This window comes from Corynebacterium massiliense DSM 45435, from assembly GCF_028609805.1.
In the GTDB taxonomy this organism is placed as follows: domain Bacteria; phylum Actinomycetota; class Actinomycetes; order Mycobacteriales; family Mycobacteriaceae; genus Corynebacterium; species Corynebacterium massiliense.
Map to the genome: position 1 here is coordinate 2,190,358 of NZ_CP063189.1, position 16,091 is coordinate 2,206,448.

Here is a 16,091-nt window from a genome sequence, read left to right on the forward strand (position 1 = left end):
GGTCCGCTTGTAGGTTGAAGCGGGTGGATACCTCCGACACTTTGCCCCGCATCCTCGCCGGCGTGCGCGTGGGCCTCCACGTCATGTTCGCGTTCCTGCTGGTCTTCGGCACGGTGCGTGCGCTTGACGATGCCCCCGTCGCCCTGACCTTAGTCTTGGCCGCCGTCTTGGGCGCCGTGTACCTCGCCGGGACGGTGGTGGAGCGCCGCCAGGTGCTCGCGGACCGGCCGACCTCGCGGCGGTGGGCGGCTGTGTGGCTAGGAGCTATCACGGGGTTGTGGATCGGGCTGGCGAGCCTATCGCCCGACTTCGTATGGCTCGAGTTCCCGCTGGTGTTTTTGCACTTTTACCTGTCTCCGCGGCAGACGCGGTTTGTCGGCCCTATCTCATTGTGGGGACTGGCGGTGTTGCTCCCCGGGGAGATGACGACCGCCTCGGTGGTCGGTCCGGCGGTGGGCACGCTGTTCGCGGTCGGGGTCGCGGCGGCGTATTCGGCGCTGCACGGGGAGGCGCGGCGGTACCGGGACATCGCCAAGCGCTTGCGGGCCACGCAGGAACAGCTCGTCGCCGCGGAGCACCAGGCGGGGCGCCTCGAGGAGCGGGAGCGGCTCGCGCGGGAGATTCATGACACCCTCGCGCAGGGTTTTAGCTCGCTCGTGTTGGTGTCCCGGGCGGCGAAGAATTCGCTGGACGATAGGGAGCGCGTGTCCGAGCAGCTGGACACGATTCACGACGTCGCGCAGGAGAATCTGCAGGAGGCGCGGCGCTTTGTGCGCGACCTCAACGACCGCCGCGCCGGACTGGCGGACGAACTGGGCCGCATCGTGGAGGCGTTTCGCCGCCGCGGCCGCGCGCTGGGGGAGCACACCCAGTTCGAGCTGCGCGTCGCCGACGGTCTGCGCGTTCCCACGGACGTGCACGACGCGGTCGTGCGGGTCGTGCAAGAGGGCTTGAACAACGTGGTCAAACACGCCGCCGCCCGGCGCACCGTGGTCACGGTCGAGGCGTTCTCAGACGAGGTGGCAGTCGACGTCGTGGACGACGGCAGGGGAGTGGGCGATAACCCTGCCGGCTACGGGTTGACGGGGCTGCGCAAGCGCGTCGCTACGCTGGGCGGGAGTCTAGAACTGTCACCCGGCCCGGGCTCAGGCACGGCCCTGAGCGCCCGGGTGCCGCTGGGAAGGAGGACGCTTGATTCGCGTGATGTTGCTGGATGACCACCCAGTGGTCCGGGCGGGGCTGCGCGCCATCGTCGATAGTTTCCCAGACTTAGAGGTCGTGGCCGAAGGCTCCACGGGCGCGGCGGTCGACGATATGCCCGCCGAGGTCGACGTCGTGGTTTGCGACATCCAGATGCCCCAGGTGGACGGCATCGCGGCCACCCGGCGCGTGGTGGAGCGTGGCGGCCCGCCGGTGCTCATCCTCACCACGTACGACACGGAGGCCGACATCGTCGCCGCGGTGGAGGCCGGCGCTTTGGGCTACCTGCTCAAAGACGCGCCGGAAGACGACCTCCACGCGGCCATCGTGGCCACGGCGAGCGGCAAGCGCACCCTCGCGCCCGACGTCGCGGCGCAGCTGGCCGAGCGGGTTGTCCGCCCGCGCGAGGCGCTGTCTGGGCGGGAGATTGAGATCTTGAAGGCCCTGGCCACCGGCGCGAGCAATAAGCAGCTGGCGCAGGGGCTTTTCATCTCGGAGGCGACCGTGAAAACGCATTTGATTCACATCTATCAGAAGCTGGGCGTGGACAACCGGACGGCGGCGGTGAACGTGGCGCGGGAAAGGAAGCTGGTGTGACAGCTCTCGACTGCGTTGTTGTCGGTGGGGGACAGGCGGGCCTGGCCACGGGGTATTACCTGAAGAAATTCGGCGTGGACTTTGTCATCCTCGACGACGCCGAGGCCCCCGGCGGCAGCTGGCGCCACGCGTGGGACACGCTGACGCTGTTTTCGCCTGCGTCGGCGTCCAACCTGCCAGGCTTGCCGATGCCCCGCGTCGACGGCTTCCCACCCGCCAGCCACGTCATCGACTACCTCACGCAGTACGAAAGGCACTACGACCTGCCCGTGCGTCACGGGGTGCGCGTGGATCGGGTGGACTATGCGGAGGATACCGGGCTGTATTCGGTCGGCGGCTACACCGCGCGGGCGGTAGTCGGCGCGACGGGGACGTGGTCGACGCCGTTCATCCCGGCGTACCCGGGGTCGTTTCCCGGCCGGCAGTGGCACACGAAGACGTATCCGGGCTCGTCGCCGTTCCATGGCGCGAGCGTGTCCGTGGTCGGGGGAGCCAACTCCGGCGCCCAGATCGCCGCGGATTTGCTGCTTGACGATGCCGTGGGCGACGTCACCTGGTACACCCGCGGCGCGCCGCGGTGGATGCCCGACGACGTGGATGGCCGGGTCCTCTTCCGGCGCAACCGGGAACGCCTGAACGCCATGCTGCGCGGGGAGGAGGACCCGGGCTCGGAAAGCGAACTCGGCGACATCGTCGTGGTGCCGGCAGTGAAAAAGGCCCGCGACGCGGGCCTTTTGGAGAGCACGCCAATGTTTGACTCCCTCGATGAGGTGCAGACCGACCACCTCATCTGGTGCACCGGGTTTCGGCCCACGCTCGGGCCGTTCCGTCACGTGCGCGATACCCCACGCCTCTACCTCGTGGGGTACGGCACGTGGACCGGTCCGGGTTCGGCGACCATCACGGGAGTCGCGCCCTTTGCCAAGCGCACGGCCCAAGAAATTCGGGACTACTTGACCACCGTGTAGACCTCGGCGGTGTTGACCTGGCCGTTCGGCTCGATGGCCTTGACGCGCACGATGTGCCGGTCCCCAGTCTGGGCGCCATCGCCGGCGGTGATGGTGACATCGCCGGTCTCCGGGTTGATGGTGACGGTCCAGCCCTGCTCGGCCGCCCACTTCTGGAAGGACCAGTCGAACAGCTGGTATTCGGTGCCGGCCGGGTTGTCCCCAGTCTGGGAGACGGTCACAGGCTCACCTTTGGTGAGCTCGGTGGTGTCGGGGTAGTCCACGGCGGCGCTTGCGGTCGCGGCGCCGAAGGCGGTGATGCCTGCGGCGACGAGTACGCCGGCGATACGGTTTTTCATGTCAGGTCCTTTCGGATTGGGGTACGGGTGGTACCCCAGACACCTTACTGAAAACCGTTTTCATTTACTAGTCCATGTCGAGAATTTTCTCAATGCCCGGCGCGACGATGTCGACCACCTCGTCGATCGTGTACTTCTCCAGCAGGGCACTGCCCACCAGGAAGTAACCGGAGGCAATACCCAAAAGCGCGGCACCGGCGAACGGGAAGCGATCCTTAGAGAAGTGGGGCAGTGCCTCGAACCCTTCGAACTTGGCGAAGATGAACTGCCGCAGCCGGTCCGACGCGTGGGCCGACCCGAGCCCCGCGCGGACGAGCGCCCGCAGGCGCGGGCCGTGCTGATCGTCTTGCCACATCTCTAGGTAGGTGCGCACCAGCTCGCGCGCATCGCCCGCCCGAAATAGAGCGCTGCCGACGATGTCGATGCCGGCGGCGACTTCATCGAAAAGCCCCTGCTTGCTCCCGAAGTACCGGATGACCAGGGCCGGGTCCACCCCGGCCGTCTTGGCCACGCTGCGAATCGTCGTGGCCTCGTAGCCCACTTCCGCGAACCGCTCACACGCAGCATCGAAAATCAGCTGCCGCGTCCGCTGCGCTCGCGTCATCTCCCGATCTGCCATAACCCTCACTCTAACCAGCCTGCGAGGCGATACAGAATTTTTATCAACACCTGTTGACTCAAGCACGCGCAACGGTCTAATGTCAACGTCCGTTGAAATGACCGCGGCCCCGCGCTGGGCCCTACACAGTCAGGAGCATCGCATGAGCAGCTGGAAGAAAGCCCTGGCCATCGGCCTGGGTGCGCCCTTTATCGTGGCGCTTTTTGTCATGTCCTTCCTCTGGCCGTACGCCAAAATGGAACCGCGCGACGTCGACATCGCCGTCGTGGGCGAGGACCAGGCAGTCCACCAGATGGAAGACCAACTCAACGAGAAGAAGCCGGGACTGTTCGAGTTCCACGAGATGGACTCGCGTGACGATGCCGAGCAGGCCATCAAGTCCCGCGACGCCTACGGCGCCATCGTCTTGGGCGAAAAACCTGAGGTCATGACCGCCTCGGCCGCCAGCTCCGCCACCCACGGCATCATGACCGGCGTGGCCGACGGCGTGCAGCAGGCGGCCAACCAGAAGGCGCATGCCGCCGCCGAGGCGAAGGGCGTGCCTGCCGACAAAGTCCCGGACGTCGAGGTCCCCGTCGCCGACGTGGTCCCGCTAAGTGACTCGGACCCGAACGGCATGGCCATGACCATGGTCGTCGCCCCGCTGGCCATCGGCTCGATGATCGGCGCCGCGATGAACTCGTTCATCCAGCACCGCAAGGCATTCCGCCTGTTGTCCCTGGCCATCTACTGCCCGCTGGCCGGCCTTCTTGCCACCACCGTCATCGACCCAGTGCTGGGCCTTGTCGATGGCCACTTCTGGGCCACCTGGGGCGTATTCACCATGGTGTTCGCCGCCCTGACCACGACTATTTCCGGATTGAAGTCACTTTTGGGCGCGCCCGGTTTCGCGCTCGGCGTGGTGCTGGTCATGCTCATCGGCACGCCGCTGGCCGCCCCGGCCTTCCCGCCGCAGTTCCTGCCGGGCTGGTCCGGCGCGCTGGGTCAGCACATCCCGAACGGCGCGGGCGCCTGGCTCATCCGCAGCGTGAACTACTTCCCGGAGGCCTCCACCGCCAGCCACTGGTGGACGCTTGTCGGCTGGCTCATCTTCGGGTTGGTTCTCTACGGGCTCGCCGCACTGAAGGACCGCGGCCAAGGCCGCCACGAGTCCACGGCTGGCGCGACGCAGCCGGCGACGGCCTAAAAGTTAAAGGTGCTCGGCGGCCATCACCGCGATGACGGCCGCGCTCGCCACCGCCGCACCGGCGCCGGCCACCCACAGGCCACGGCGCGCAAACCGGCGGGGGAGCGCCACCAGCAGCACCGCACCGAGCATGCCGCCCACCGTGTTCGCCAGCAGGTCATCGACGTCCGTGTAGCCGATGGCGAACACGAACTGCGCCGTCTCGATGACAAGACTCACTGCGGCGCTGACCACCGTCGCTATCCCCACGGCCCGCACCGGCCGCCGGTATCGCGCCGCGATGAGCGCGCCTAGGGGAAGGAACAACGCGACGTTGCCCACGGTGTTGAGCCACGGCAGGTACCACACGGTGGGGTACTGGAAGGCATCGAAAAGCTGCAGGTCCAGGCTGCGCTGACGGTGCGCCGCCCCGGAGAGAAAACCGGGGATGTCCAGCCACGGTTTGCCCAAGGTGGCAAGCCCCACCAAGAGCAGAATCGGGAAGGCGCTCCAGCGGGACGGCTTTGCTGCTGCAGATGTCATTCCCTGCAACGTACGTCCCGCAACTGGACGCGCGGTTAAGCTGACCACATGGTTTCCCGCGAATTGGCCACCTTAGGTTTCGATTTCCCCGACGACGAGGCTCTCCGCAAGGCCGTACTCGGCGAGACAGGCATGCAGGCGTTTCCCGCCGCCGGCTTCGACGCCGCGCACGTCTACCAAGATCCGTCCGGCCCGCGCGTCACGCTGTTTCGCACCGGCAATCAGTTCCTCGCCTGCCCCGGCTTTGCCGCCGATACCACGGTGGAAAGCTCCGTGTTCCGGGTCAGCCCGCACGTCACCGCGGTGGAACTGCGCCGCGCCGTCGACCCCAACGGGCCGGTATTCAACCAGGTCGCAGCGGCCAGCGACGAGGCTTTCGCGCTTCCCAATGAGCGACTGCGGGCAGCGGGGCAACTGGTGGGCATCGTCACGCAAGCCCAGCTCTACCCGGACGCGGATACCTGGCGGGCGGACAGCGACTCCACGCTCGACGAGCCGGCGTTTTTGTTCTCCCCGTCGCTGGAGACCTATTACTCCGAGGGCGACGCCGCCGCAGTGGGACCGTACGGCCTCCTGACGGCCGAGCTCCGCGAGGTGGACACGCGCCGCAACGCCCTGACCGGGCAGAGTTTCGCCGTCTCCACGGTCGCAACGCCCGCCGGGCTCATCACCTTGGTCTTCCCGCCGGAATTGGAACCTACACCCGGCGCGATTGTCGATGGCCCCGTCTTCCTCACCGTCGCCGCCGGCTACTGGGACATGGCGCTGCAGCGCGCGAAGCTGCATAACTCTTAAAGTTTGCGTGAAACTTTCACACTTTAAAAGTTTCACTGTTACTTTCGGTGCACCTAAACCCCTGCCGTCAGCCTCCGGCGCGTCCTACACTCACACGTATGACTAACACGCTGCTGGTAACTGAATCCGGCCTCGAGACCGTGGAGACCCCCGACGAGCACGCCGGCGCGGGCGACACGCTCATCGCAGTGAGCCACTCGTCCATGAACTACAAGGACGCCATGGCCCTCGACGGCAACAGGGGCGTGGTGCGCACCCTGCCGCTCGTGCCCGGCATCGATGCCGTGGGCACCGTCCTCGAGTCCCCCTCGCTGGAGGAAGGCACCCTGGTCACGGTCAACGGTCACGGCATCGGCGAGCGCCGCCACGGCGGGTTTACCCCGCGGATGCGTATCGATGCCTCCCAGGTCACCCGCGTGCCCGCGCGTTTCGATGCCTGGACCGCCGCCGCCATCGGCACCGCCGGCTACACCGCGGCGCTCAGCGTCGACGCTTTGGAGCGCACCCAGAAGGCAATGGACACGCCTGCCGATGGTCCGATCCTCGTCACCGGCCCCACCGGCGGCGTCGGCTCCATCGCCCTGCAGCTGCTGTCCGCCCGTGGCTACGAGACCGTCGCCGCCACCGGGCGCGCCGACGAGATGGGCGACTACCTCCGCGACCTGGACGCGAGCGAGGTCATCGACCGAGCCGAGCTTTCCGAGGCCGGAAAGCCGCTGCAAAAGACCCGTTTCGGCGGGGTAGTGGACACGGTCGGCTCCACCATCCTGGCCAACGCGATCGCGCAGGTGCGCTGGGGCGGCGTGGTCACCGCCTGCGGCATGGCCGCCGGCAACGACCTACCCGCCTCCGTCCTCCCGTTCATCCTGCGCGGCGTCCACCTCGCCGGCGTGAACTCCGTTGACGCCCCGGCGCACCTGCGCGATGCCGCATGGGAGCTTTTGGCCGAAACCCTCGACGTGGAGAAGCTGAGGACCTTCACGCAGACGGTGGGGATGGACGATGCGCCGGGCATCGGCAAGCAATTGCTCGCCGGCACGTGGCACGGCCGCGCCGTGGTCGAGATCGACGCCGACTAACCGCCCAACGCTAGGGCCCGTGCTAGAAAACAGGAATTTTCGGCCCGAACGGCGAGGTTTTCGGGTGAAAATGGCCTGAAACGCGCGCTGACCCGTCCTCAGCTACCGGTTCGCGCGGCCCAGGGAGAAAAACCACGCGAGTGCAAGGACGACGAGTAGCACGCGGCCGACGTTGGACACGAGGGCTAAAGCGATAAGCACCGCCGCCGCGAAGATAAAAACAGTGCGGGCCAGATGTGCGCGCGGCGCTGCCGTTTTCCCAGCCACCGCCAGCGAAAACGCAGCAGCAAGCAGACCACAGCCAATGGTCACCCATACGTACCACGCCTGGTCCGCATAGAGCGCCCGCCAGCCGCCGAGCTTCTCCGCTGCAGAAGAGGGGAAGATAAGGAACGCGGTCCACACAGCAGGAATGAACCGGTATAGATACGCGCTGCGTTCTTTACTCATTTCTGGCCTCGAATCCGCGGATATTGCCCGCCGGCTTTTAGCGATCAACGGCGAGGTGCGCAACACGGTACCATCGCGCGCACAGAACCAACAGCGTGTGCGACGAAAGAACCGCCACGCGGAAGGAGCACCCGACATGGCGAACACAGACGTCGTTGTCATCGGCGCGGGCCTGGCCGGGCTCACCGCTGCGAAGACCTTGGCGGACCGCGGCCGCGAGGTCGTTGTTTTGGAGCGCGAGGACTCCGTGGGCGGCCGCCAGCGCTCCCGCACGGTTGACGGATTCATCCTCGACCGCGGTTTCCAGCTGCTCAACCCCGCGTACCCGGCGCTGTGCGAGGTGGCGGATCTCGACGCCCTGGACATCCACTCTTTCGGCTCCGGTGTGAAGGTCCGGCGCGAGGATGGTCTGAAGCTCCTCGCCCACCCCTTCTTCCAGCCGCTACAGGCACCGCGGGGCCTAACCAGCGGGCTGCTGCAGCCGAAGGAGCTAATCAACATCGCGCGCTGGCTCACCCCAGCGCTGCTCGGCCCGACGAAGGTGCTGGGTAAGCCGGGCGACAAGGCGGTGGGCAAGGCCTGGGATGAACTCGGCATCGATGGCCCGCTGCGCCGTGAGGTCCTCGAGACGTTCCTGCCCGGCGTGGTCGCGGAGGACGAGCTCGAGACCTCAAACCAGGTCGTACAGTTCCTCGCCGCACTCTTCGTCTACGGCAAACCGGGCCTTCCCGCCCGCGGGGTCCAGGCCCTCCCGGAGCAGCTTGCGGCGAAGGCCAAGAAGGTCGGCGCGCGGATTTCGCTGGAAACCCCAGTTGAAAAAATTGAAGAGACCAATTCTGGCGCCACCGTACGAACCGCCGGCGGCGATTCTATCGACGCCCGCGAGGTCATTGTTGCGGTCGGCCCGGAGGTTGCCAGATCGTTGATCGCCTCGCTTGACGATGCCCCCGAGAACCTTCCCTACGGAACCCGCGGGCTAACCACGTGGTGGTTCCGCGCGGATGAAGCGCCAAGCTCGGAGCCATTCATCGCGGTGGACGGCACGAAGCGCGGGCCGTTGGTGAACTCCACCATCGTGACCAACTCGGTGCCGTCGTATTCGCCGGACGGGACCCCGCTGGTCTCGGCGTCGGCGCTCATCAAACCGGGCGAGACGGTCTCAGACGACGAGGCCCGCCGCCACGCGGCATACCTGTCGGGCGCCGATACCGCGAAGTGGGATCTCCTCGCCCGCGACGACATCGAGCACGCCCTGCCGGCACAGCCCGCGCCCTCGCACAAGACCGAACCCGCCCGGGTAGGCGACCACATCCTGCTCGCCGGCGACTACCGCGCAACCGGCTCCATCCACGGCGCCATCGAAAGCAGCCTCGCCGCCGCGCGAGCTTTTTAGTTCTTCTTGCCCTGCAGGCGATCGATGTGCTCAGAGGCCTGCGCCTTGGTGAGGTCGGCGGGAAGCTCTTCGCCGGCCTCCTTGGCCAGGGAGTCCAGGTAAGACTTCTGAGCCTCAGTCATCGGCTCATCGCCGCTAACCCAGTTGCCCAGGTCCTCAACAGTCAGCCGCTCGCACTGTGTGAGAAGACGGTTAAGACGTGCGGGAAACGACGGTTAGTGAGTGTGTAAGAAGACGGTTAGAAGGTGTGGGAAACGACGTTTTCGTTGCTACACTGCAGTTTATGATGGGTAACGAATCGGCCGCTGAAAACTACCTCGAACGGTACATTGACACGGAGCTAGATCAGCTCAACGAAGCGCCCGCAATCGCGGTTGAAGGAGCCAAAGGCGTCGGAAAATCGGAGACAGCAATGCGGCGCGTCGAACAGACTTTCCGGCTGGACCGCCCCAACGAACGCGCTCTTCTCGATGCGGATATGGATTCACTTCTCGTGGGCAAGAACGCAGTCTGCCTCGATGAGTGGCAGCACCTGCCCCACGTGTGGGACGCAGTACGACGCAATGTCGACGCCGATGTTCCCACCAAGTATTTCCTCACCGGCAGCGCCACACCCATCGCGGGTACGGATACCCACTCGGGAGCGGGTCGTATTCTGTCGCTGAAAATGCGGCCACTTTCCGTGGCCGAACGGCTGGGTGCCCACCCCGCGGTCCCTATCGGAGCGCTTTTCGGTGGGACCGCCGACGTTTCCGGTCAGACCGAGTGGCGTGTGGAGGACTACGCCGAGGCCATCTGCTCAACGGGCTTACCGGGGGTGTTTAACCGCAGCGATCGTCTGCGACGCGAGCAGATCTCGTCCTATATCCGGCGAGTTATTGATCGCGACGTCCCCGAGCAGGGCCTGTTGGTCCGCAAACCAGACGCTCTCCGGCGGTGGTGGGCCGCCTACGCGGCTGCGTCGTCGACCACGACGCAATATTCGAAACTCCTCGATGCGGCCACTCCCGGCGAGAGCGAGAAAATCTCCAAAGACGCCGCATTGGGGTACCGGGACGTCTTGTCGCAGCTCTGGCTTCTGGACCCGGTTCCCGCGTGGTTCCCGAACCAGTCGCCATTCAAGCGTCTAACTACCGCGCCCAAGCACCAAGTGTTCGACCCAGGAATCGCCGCCGCGTTGCTCAACGCGACCCCGCAAAAGCTGGTGTCCCAAGCGCCCGGCAGTTGGGAGCTGTTTGGCCAGCTCTTCGAGTCGCTCGCAACGCTGACCGTCCGCACCGCGGGCCAGGCAGAAGAGGCGCAGACGTCCCACCTGCGCACGCAACAGGGACGGCAGGAAATTGACCTCATCCTGGAGCGTTACGACGGCGCCGTCCTCGCCTTCGAGGTGAAAGTGAAGCCAACGCCCAACGACCGAGATGTGCGGCACCTGCACTGGCTCGGGGAGAAGCTCGGGGAGCGTCTCGTTGACAAGATCGTCATTACCGCCGGGCCTTTTGCTTACCGCCGGCCCGACGGGGTGGCGGTGGTGCCGCTGGCACTCCTCGGCTAAGCGTGCAGGAGCGGTCTGCAAACCGCCTCTCTCCCGCGCCTCAAGGAGCTAAGAACCCTGTCGTGGGAATTTCCGCCCCTACTTGACCACGAGGTTGACCATCCGGCCGGGGACGTAGATCTTCTTCACCACGTTCTTGCCGTCGGTGAGCGAGGCGACCTTCTCATCGGCGAGCACGACGTCGAAGACGCCGTCCTGGTCGGCATCAGCCGGCACGTTCACGCGCGCCTTGACCTTGCCGTTGACCTGGACCGGCAGTTCGATCTCGTCGTCGACGAGCCACTTGTCCTCGAAGGTGGGGAAGTCCACGAACGTGATGGTGCCCTCATGGCCGAGGCGCGACCACAGCTCTTCCGCGATGTGCGGGGCAATCGGCGCGACCATGATGACCAGCGGCTCGACCGCCGCGCGCGGCACCGACGACCCGGAGAACGTCTTAGTCAGGTAGTTGACGTACTCGATGAGCTTGGCCACCACGGTGTTGTCGCGCAGGTGCTCGTAGTCGTCGCGCACGCCGGCGATGGTGCGGTGCAGGGCCTTGTTGTCGTCGTCGCCCAAATCGGCATCGGCAACTGCGAGCTCCCCGGTCTGCTCGTCGACAACCAGGCGCCACAGGCGCTGCAGGAAGCGTTGGGAGCCCACCACGTCCTTGGTCGCCCACGGGCGCGAGGTATCCAGCGGGCCCATGGACATCTCGTAGACGCGCAGGGTATCCGCGCCGAAGTCGCGGCAGATGTCATCCGGGGCGACGGCGTTCTTGAGCGACTTGCCCATCTTGCCGTACTCGCGGTTGACCTCCTCGCCGTTGTAGAAGAACTTGCCGTCCTTCTCCTCGACCTCCGCGGCCGGGACGTACACGCCACGCGAGTCGGTGTAGGCGTAGGCCTGGATGTAGCCCTGGTTGTACAGACGACGGTACGGCTCCTTGGAGCTCACATGCCCCAAATCAAAGAGCACCTTGTGCCAAAAGCGCGAGTAGAGCAGGTGCAACACGGCGTGCTCCACGCCGCCGACGTAGAGGTCAACGCCGCCCGGGTCGTTCTCGCCGCGCGGGCCGGTCCAGTAGCGCTCGTTCTCGATATCGCAGAACGCCTCATCGTTGGTCGGGTCGATGTAGCGCATCTGGTACCAGGACGAGCCCGCCCACTGCGGCATGACGTTGGTGTCGCGGTAGTAGGTCTTGGGACCATCGCCCAGGTCCAGCTCGACCTCGACCCAGTCGCGCACCTTCGCCAGCGGTGGCTGCGGCTCGGAATCCGCGTCGTTCGGGTCGAAGGACACCGGCTGGTAGTCCTCCACCTCGGGCAGCTCGATGGGCAGCATCGACTCCGGCAGCGCGTGCGGGTGGCCGTCGGCGTCGTAGACGATGGGGAACGGCTCGCCCCAGTAGCGCTGGCGGGCGAACAACCAGTCGCGCAGCTTGTACTGCACCTTCTCGCGGCCGGCACCGGTCTCCTCAAGCCAGGCGATGGTCTGCTCAATCGCCTCGTTCTTGCCCTTGCCGTTGAGGTTCAGGCCGTGGTTGTTCGAGGAGTTCACCAGCTTCCCGTCGCCGGTGTAGGCCTCCTTATCGATGTTGCCGCCAGAGACGACCTCGCGAATGGGCAGGCCCAAGACCTGGGCGAACTCGTAGTCACGGGTGTCGTGCGCCGGGACCGCCATGACCGCGCCCGTGCCGTAGCCGGAAAGCACGTAGTCGGCGGTGAAGATCGGCACCTTCTCGCCGGTGACCGGGTTGGTGGCATAAGTGCCCAAAAAGACGCCGGTCTTTTCCTTGTTCTCCTGGCGCTCCAAGTCGGATTTCGCGGCGATGTCCTCGCGGTAGGACTCGACGGCCTCCTTCGGATCGTCCTCGCCGTAGGTCCACCGCGGGTCGACGTCCGATTCGTAAGGGACGGGGGAGAGGAGGGCATCGACAAGCTCGTGCTCGGGGGCGAGCACGACATACGACGCACCGAAAAGGGTGTCCGGGCGAGTGGTGAACACGGTGATGTCGCGTCCCTCGGAGCGGAAGTCGACCTCCGCGCCACGGGAGCGGCCGATCCAATTGCGCTGCATGGACTTGACCTCGTCGGGCCAGTCGAGCAGATCCAGATCCTCCAGCAGGCGATCCGAGTACGCGGTAATGCGCATCATCCACTGCTTTAGGTTCTTGCGGAACACCGGGAAGTTACCGCGCTCGGACTTGCCCTCCGCGGTGACCTCCTCGTTGGCCAGCACGGTGCCCAGGCCCGGGCACCAGTTGACGGTGGAATCGGACAGGTAGACCAGCCGGTATTCGTCGACCGCCGCGGCCTTCTCCTCCTCGGTCAGGTCGTTGTAAAAACGCCCGTCCTTGGTCTTGCGCTTGTTGGCCTCGAACTCACGATAAAGCTCGCTGATCGGCCGGGCCTTCTGCTGCTCCTCGTCGAACCAGGAGTTGTAGATCTGCAAAAAGATCCACTGGGTCCACTTGTAAAAGTCGCGGTCCGTGGTAGCCACGGAGCGGCGCGAATCGTGGCCTAAGCCCAGCTGGCCAAGCTGGCGGCGCATGTTGGCGATGTTTTTCATCGTGGTCGTGCGCGGGTGCGTACCGGTCTGGATGGCGTACTGCTCCGCCGGCAGGCCGAACGCGTCATAACCCAGGGTATGCAGGACGTTCTTGCCCAGCATTCGGTTGTAGCGGGCGTAGACGTCCGTGGCGATATAACCGAGCGGGTGCCCCACGTGCAGGCCTGCGCCGGAGGGGTAGGGGAACATGTCCTGGACGAACAGCTTGTCGTCCGGCAGCGAGCCGTCCGCGGCCAGCTCGCCGACCGGGTTCGGCGCGTTAAACGTGCCGTGGTCCGCCCAGTAGTTCTGCCACTTGTCCTCTAGCTGATTCGCCAGCTCCGGGGTGTAACGGTGCGCTGTGGAGTCACTCGGATTCGTCATGGCTCCACAGTGTAGTAGCCACCCCAGACACCACTCGCTTATGCCGTTTCACCGCAACCAATCTCCGCAACCCGCCGCGATCCTCATTGCGCTCACGTTACCGATTAGTTATTTTCATAACGCTCGAGTCAATAACTTTCGTCTACAGCACTGAAAGGTGACATATCAATGACCGGTATCCGCAACTTGGTAGCCACCACCGCGCTCGTCGCCGCGGCCGCCACCCCGGCCCTCGCCTTCGCCGCCACCGACGCAGCCGCCGCCACGCCGAACACCGACGCCACCGCCCACGACGACGCCGTGGTGCAGCCGTCCGGCACTGACACCGGCTTCTTCCACCTCCCGCGCGCCGGTGAGACCCAGCCGCTGGCAGGGGAGGGGCTTTCCGCCGAGGCGAAGTCTTCCGACGTCATCCCGGCCGAGGACGAGTCCGGCGATGTCACCGTCAGCGTCACCATCTCCGTCGAGAAGGGCGAGTTCACCCTCACCAAGGACGCCCTCCACATCACCTCCGTGACCGAGGGCAAAGACGCCGGCGTCTCCGATTCCGCCGTGCTTCGCGATGCCGACTCCGGCCAGCGCACCGGCGATCTCACCGAGCCGCACACCATCAAGGCCGGCGAGACCGTCCGCGCCCAGTTCCACGTCCCCGGAGGCGACACCGAGCTTGACGATGCCGCCAACAACGCCGTCGTCCTCCACAACGACGCCGGCGACCCGGTGGCGTCCTGGGACCTGCACTAAAAGTTGCTGACGTCCGTGGTGTCGCCGAACAGCCAGCACACCACGATGGCACCCGGGTCGGGCACGTCCTTGGTGGATTCGCCGAGGTAGGACGCCCGGCCCTTCTTCGCGGCCTGCGCGCGGGTCTCGCGCACGCCGTCGATCGCGGCTACCCGCGCCACCTCCAGCGCCTCCGCGACAGACGCTTCTGCATCGAGCTCCGCCACGGCCCGCATCGCCGGGAAGAGGGCATCGACCATCGTCTTATCGCCATACGTGGCGCCACCCAATTCGAAGATCGCGTCATTGGCGCTCTCTAACCCAGCCGCCAGGCTTGCCCTGGTCAACCGTCCGCTAGAGCCGTCGTCGGAGCCGCCGGCCGAATCCTTGACCGCCTGGTGCAGCTGGCTAAACAGCGTGCCAAACACCGCGCCGGACGTGCCGCCCGAGAGCACGAGACAGCGGTGGGCTAGTCCCTCTAGAACGTCGCAGTCGGTCCCGCGCAGGGGCAGCTCGATGTCGCCGAAAGCGGCGTCCAAGTTGTGCCCAAAGTCGCCGTCGCCGGCAATGCGGTCGAGCTCCGTGAGGGCATCGACACCCGCCTGAACGCGCTCAACGAAGCCACTGAGCCACTCGTTGGGCTCGCCTGCCTGCGGAAGCTTGTCTGCGAACTCCATCGTCGCCGGCTGGAACGCCGACTTCGTGCCCAGCACGCGGGGCCAAGCGGGTTCGTTGGTCGGGGCATCGAGAAGCGCGGTGACCTCGTCGGTGGCCTTGGTCAGGGTGACGGACACGCCATGCATGTTCACCGCCGTGACAAACGGGCCGGTCAGGCTGCGCCGCACGGTAATACCGCGGTCCGCGAGCCACTGGAGGACCTCGCCGAAGACCAGGTGGGTCTCCAGCAGCGTCGTACCGCCCAGGCCGTTGACCAGGCAGATCACCTCATCGCCCGCGCCAAGGGAAAGTCCCTGCACGATGCCGGGAAGCATGCCGGCGACCATGTCCCGCGCCGGCTTGGTCTGCTCACGGGCAACGCCGCGCTCACCGTGGATACCCACGCCGACTTCCATCTCGCCGTCGGCTAAGTCGAAGGTGTCCCGGCCGGTGGTGGGGAGGTGGCCCGGTTCCACGGCCACCGCCATGCTGCGGGAGTTGTTGGCGACCCATTGGGCGATGTTTTTGACCTGCGGCAGATCATCGCCGCGCGCAGCCGCGGCGCCCGCGACCTTTTCCACCAGAATCGTCGCCACCGTGCCGCGCCGGCCCGGCCCCGTCTCGCTAGCAGTATCGGTGGCGATGTCTTCTTGAACCACCACAGCATCGGTCTCGATGTGTGGGTTCATCCGGCGCGCGACCGTGAAGTTCATGACGTCGCCCGTGTAGTTCTTCACCACGTGCAACACGCCGCGGCCCTGATCCGCCCACGCTGTCGCCTCGGAGATCTGCACCGCGTTCGGGGAAGTGAATAGGTGGCCCGGGCACGCGGCGGCGAGCATACCGCGGCCAACGAAGCCGCTGTGCATTGGTTCATGCCCGGACCCGCCGCCGGAGATGACCGCCACGGCGGGCACACCGGCATCCGTCACCACGGGGGATTCCTGGTGGATAAATCCGGACGCATCCCACTGCGCGTCCGGATGGGCAGCGACGGTGCCGCCGGCGGCCTCAGCGAGGAAGTCGTGTGGATCGTTGCAAAACGAGCGCGTGGTCTTCGACATGCCCGCCAGGGTAGTGGAGGCTAGAGGCCTTCCAC

16 protein-coding genes are annotated in these 16,091 nt (G+C 66.0%); 9 read left to right on the forward strand and 7 right to left on the reverse strand.

Annotation, left to right across the window (positions count from 1 at the left end; all coding sequences use genetic code 11):
* The first annotated feature begins 23 nt into the window (after nucleotides 1-23).
* Genes CMASS_RS10070 through CMASS_RS10080 form a run of 3 tightly spaced genes read left to right on the forward strand, consistent with a single transcriptional unit; the run spans nucleotide 24 to nucleotide 2,765 of the window.
* Entirely contained in the window at nucleotides 24-1,217 is a 1,194-nt protein-coding gene (locus CMASS_RS10070) for a sensor histidine kinase (protein WP_022863323.1), read from the forward strand.
* On the forward strand, nucleotides 1,192-1,797 hold the full coding sequence (locus CMASS_RS10075; protein WP_022863324.1) for a response regulator: 606 nt from the start codon (nucleotides 1,192-1,194) through the stop codon (nucleotides 1,795-1,797). Before CMASS_RS10070 ends, CMASS_RS10075 begins: the two co-directional genes overlap by 26 nt.
* Nucleotides 1,794-2,765, forward strand: coding sequence for an NAD(P)-binding domain-containing protein (locus CMASS_RS10080; RefSeq protein WP_022863325.1), 972 nt, complete (start codon nucleotides 1,794-1,796; stop codon nucleotides 2,763-2,765). Before CMASS_RS10075 ends, CMASS_RS10080 begins: the two co-directional genes overlap by 4 nt.
* Here the strand turns inward: CMASS_RS10080 and CMASS_RS10085 are convergent.
* Nucleotides 2,747-3,103: a YPDG domain-containing protein gene (locus CMASS_RS10085; RefSeq protein ID WP_022863326.1), complete on the reverse strand. Its 357-nt coding sequence runs from the start codon at nucleotides 3,101-3,103 to the stop codon at nucleotides 2,747-2,749. The two genes, CMASS_RS10080 and CMASS_RS10085, sit on opposite strands and share 19 nt — an antisense overlap.
* Nucleotides 3,104-3,170: 67 nt before the next feature.
* Nucleotides 3,171-3,722: a TetR/AcrR family transcriptional regulator gene (locus CMASS_RS10090; RefSeq protein ID WP_084684430.1), complete on the reverse strand. Its 552-nt coding sequence runs from the start codon at nucleotides 3,720-3,722 to the stop codon at nucleotides 3,171-3,173.
* A gap of 142 nt (nucleotides 3,723-3,864) precedes the next feature.
* On the opposite strand from CMASS_RS10090, the gene CMASS_RS10095 reads away from it, so the two are divergent.
* Nucleotides 3,865-4,908: an ABC transporter permease gene (locus tag CMASS_RS10095; protein ID WP_022863328.1), complete on the forward strand. Its 1,044-nt coding sequence runs from the start codon at nucleotides 3,865-3,867 to the stop codon at nucleotides 4,906-4,908.
* Between the two features lie 3 nt (nucleotides 4,909-4,911).
* Here the strand turns inward: CMASS_RS10095 and CMASS_RS10100 are convergent, their stop codons facing one another.
* A complete protein-coding gene (locus CMASS_RS10100) occupies nucleotides 4,912-5,430 on the reverse strand; it encodes a VanZ family protein (RefSeq protein WP_022863329.1) in 519 nt (172 codons plus the stop codon).
* A 48-nt stretch (nucleotides 5,431-5,478) separates the two neighbouring features.
* Here CMASS_RS10100 and CMASS_RS10105 point away from each other — a divergent pair, with 48 nt between their 5' ends.
* Together CMASS_RS10105 and CMASS_RS10110 are read left to right on the forward strand one after the other, a co-directional pair.
* Entirely contained in the window at nucleotides 5,479-6,225 is a 747-nt protein-coding gene (locus CMASS_RS10105; protein WP_022863330.1) for a hypothetical protein, read from the forward strand.
* A 98-nt stretch (nucleotides 6,226-6,323) separates the two neighbouring features.
* Nucleotides 6,324-7,304: an MDR family oxidoreductase gene (locus CMASS_RS10110; protein ID WP_022863331.1), complete on the forward strand. Its 981-nt coding sequence runs from the start codon at nucleotides 6,324-6,326 to the stop codon at nucleotides 7,302-7,304.
* A 102-nt stretch (nucleotides 7,305-7,406) separates the two neighbouring features.
* On the opposite strand, the gene CMASS_RS10115 is transcribed toward CMASS_RS10110, so the two are convergent.
* On the reverse strand, nucleotides 7,407-7,754 hold the full coding sequence (locus CMASS_RS10115) for a hypothetical protein (RefSeq protein ID WP_156831811.1): 348 nt from the start codon (nucleotides 7,752-7,754) through the stop codon (nucleotides 7,407-7,409).
* 136 nt (nucleotides 7,755-7,890) lie between these two features.
* On the opposite strand from CMASS_RS10115, the gene CMASS_RS10120 reads away from it, so the two are divergent.
* The gene (locus CMASS_RS10120) at nucleotides 7,891-9,147 is read left to right on the forward strand and encodes an NAD(P)/FAD-dependent oxidoreductase (protein WP_022863333.1); all 1,257 of its coding nucleotides are present in this window, start codon (nucleotides 7,891-7,893) and stop codon (nucleotides 9,145-9,147) included.
* Here CMASS_RS10120 and CMASS_RS10125 read toward each other — a convergent pair.
* The gene (locus CMASS_RS10125) at nucleotides 9,144-9,314 is read right to left on the reverse strand and encodes a DUF3072 domain-containing protein (RefSeq protein WP_156831812.1); all 171 of its coding nucleotides are present in this window, start codon (nucleotides 9,312-9,314) and stop codon (nucleotides 9,144-9,146) included. The two genes, CMASS_RS10120 and CMASS_RS10125, sit on opposite strands and share 4 nt — an antisense overlap.
* Nucleotides 9,315-9,430: 116 nt before the next feature.
* Here CMASS_RS10125 and CMASS_RS10130 point away from each other — a divergent pair, with 116 nt between their 5' ends.
* On the forward strand, nucleotides 9,431-10,699 hold the full coding sequence (locus CMASS_RS10130) for an ATP-binding protein (RefSeq protein WP_027018735.1): 1,269 nt from the start codon (nucleotides 9,431-9,433) through the stop codon (nucleotides 10,697-10,699).
* Between the two features lie 78 nt (nucleotides 10,700-10,777).
* Here CMASS_RS10130 and leuS read toward each other — a convergent pair whose 3' ends face one another.
* Nucleotides 10,778-13,612, reverse strand: coding sequence for a leucine--tRNA ligase (leuS, locus tag CMASS_RS10135; protein WP_022863336.1), 2,835 nt, complete (start codon nucleotides 13,610-13,612; stop codon nucleotides 10,778-10,780).
* Between the two features lie 168 nt (nucleotides 13,613-13,780).
* Here leuS and CMASS_RS10140 point away from each other — a divergent pair, with 168 nt between their 5' ends.
* Complete coding sequence (locus CMASS_RS10140; protein ID WP_022863337.1) at nucleotides 13,781-14,356, forward strand: hypothetical protein; 576 nt, start codon at nucleotides 13,781-13,783, stop codon at nucleotides 14,354-14,356.
* Here CMASS_RS10140 and CMASS_RS10145 read toward each other — a convergent pair.
* Entirely contained in the window at nucleotides 14,353-16,056 is a 1,704-nt protein-coding gene (locus CMASS_RS10145) for a dihydroxyacetone kinase family protein (RefSeq protein ID WP_022863338.1), read from the reverse strand. The two genes, CMASS_RS10140 and CMASS_RS10145, sit on opposite strands and share 4 nt — an antisense overlap.
* Nucleotides 16,057-16,091: the final 35 nt, after the last annotated feature.

Bases quoted from the DNA above. Each gene is read 5' to 3' on its own strand.
- CMASS_RS10120 (WP_022863333.1), top strand. From the start codon at position 7,891: ATGGCGAACACAGACGTCGTTGTCATCGGCGCGGGCCTGGCCGGGCTC.
- leuS (WP_022863336.1), bottom strand. From the start codon at position 13,612: ATGACGAATCCGAGTGACTCCACAGCGCACCGTTACACCCCGGAGCTG.
- CMASS_RS10140 (WP_022863337.1), top strand. From the start codon at position 13,781: ATGACCGGTATCCGCAACTTGGTAGCCACCACCGCGCTCGTCGCCGCG.
- CMASS_RS10105 (WP_022863330.1), top strand. From the start codon at position 5,479: ATGGTTTCCCGCGAATTGGCCACCTTAGGTTTCGATTTCCCCGACGAC.
- CMASS_RS10090 (WP_084684430.1), bottom strand. From the start codon at position 3,722: ATGGCAGATCGGGAGATGACGCGAGCGCAGCGGACGCGGCAGCTGATT.
- CMASS_RS10110 (WP_022863331.1), top strand. From the start codon at position 6,324: ATGACTAACACGCTGCTGGTAACTGAATCCGGCCTCGAGACCGTGGAG.
- CMASS_RS10100 (WP_022863329.1), bottom strand. From the start codon at position 5,430: ATGACATCTGCAGCAGCAAAGCCGTCCCGCTGGAGCGCCTTCCCGATT.
- CMASS_RS10145 (WP_022863338.1), bottom strand. From the start codon at position 16,056: ATGTCGAAGACCACGCGCTCGTTTTGCAACGATCCACACGACTTCCTC.
- CMASS_RS10095 (WP_022863328.1), top strand. From the start codon at position 3,865: ATGAGCAGCTGGAAGAAAGCCCTGGCCATCGGCCTGGGTGCGCCCTTT.
- CMASS_RS10085 (WP_022863326.1), bottom strand. From the start codon at position 3,103: ATGAAAAACCGTATCGCCGGCGTACTCGTCGCCGCAGGCATCACCGCC.
- CMASS_RS10115 (WP_156831811.1), bottom strand. From the start codon at position 7,754: ATGAGTAAAGAACGCAGCGCGTATCTATACCGGTTCATTCCTGCTGTG.
- CMASS_RS10130 (WP_027018735.1), top strand. From the start codon at position 9,431: ATGATGGGTAACGAATCGGCCGCTGAAAACTACCTCGAACGGTACATT.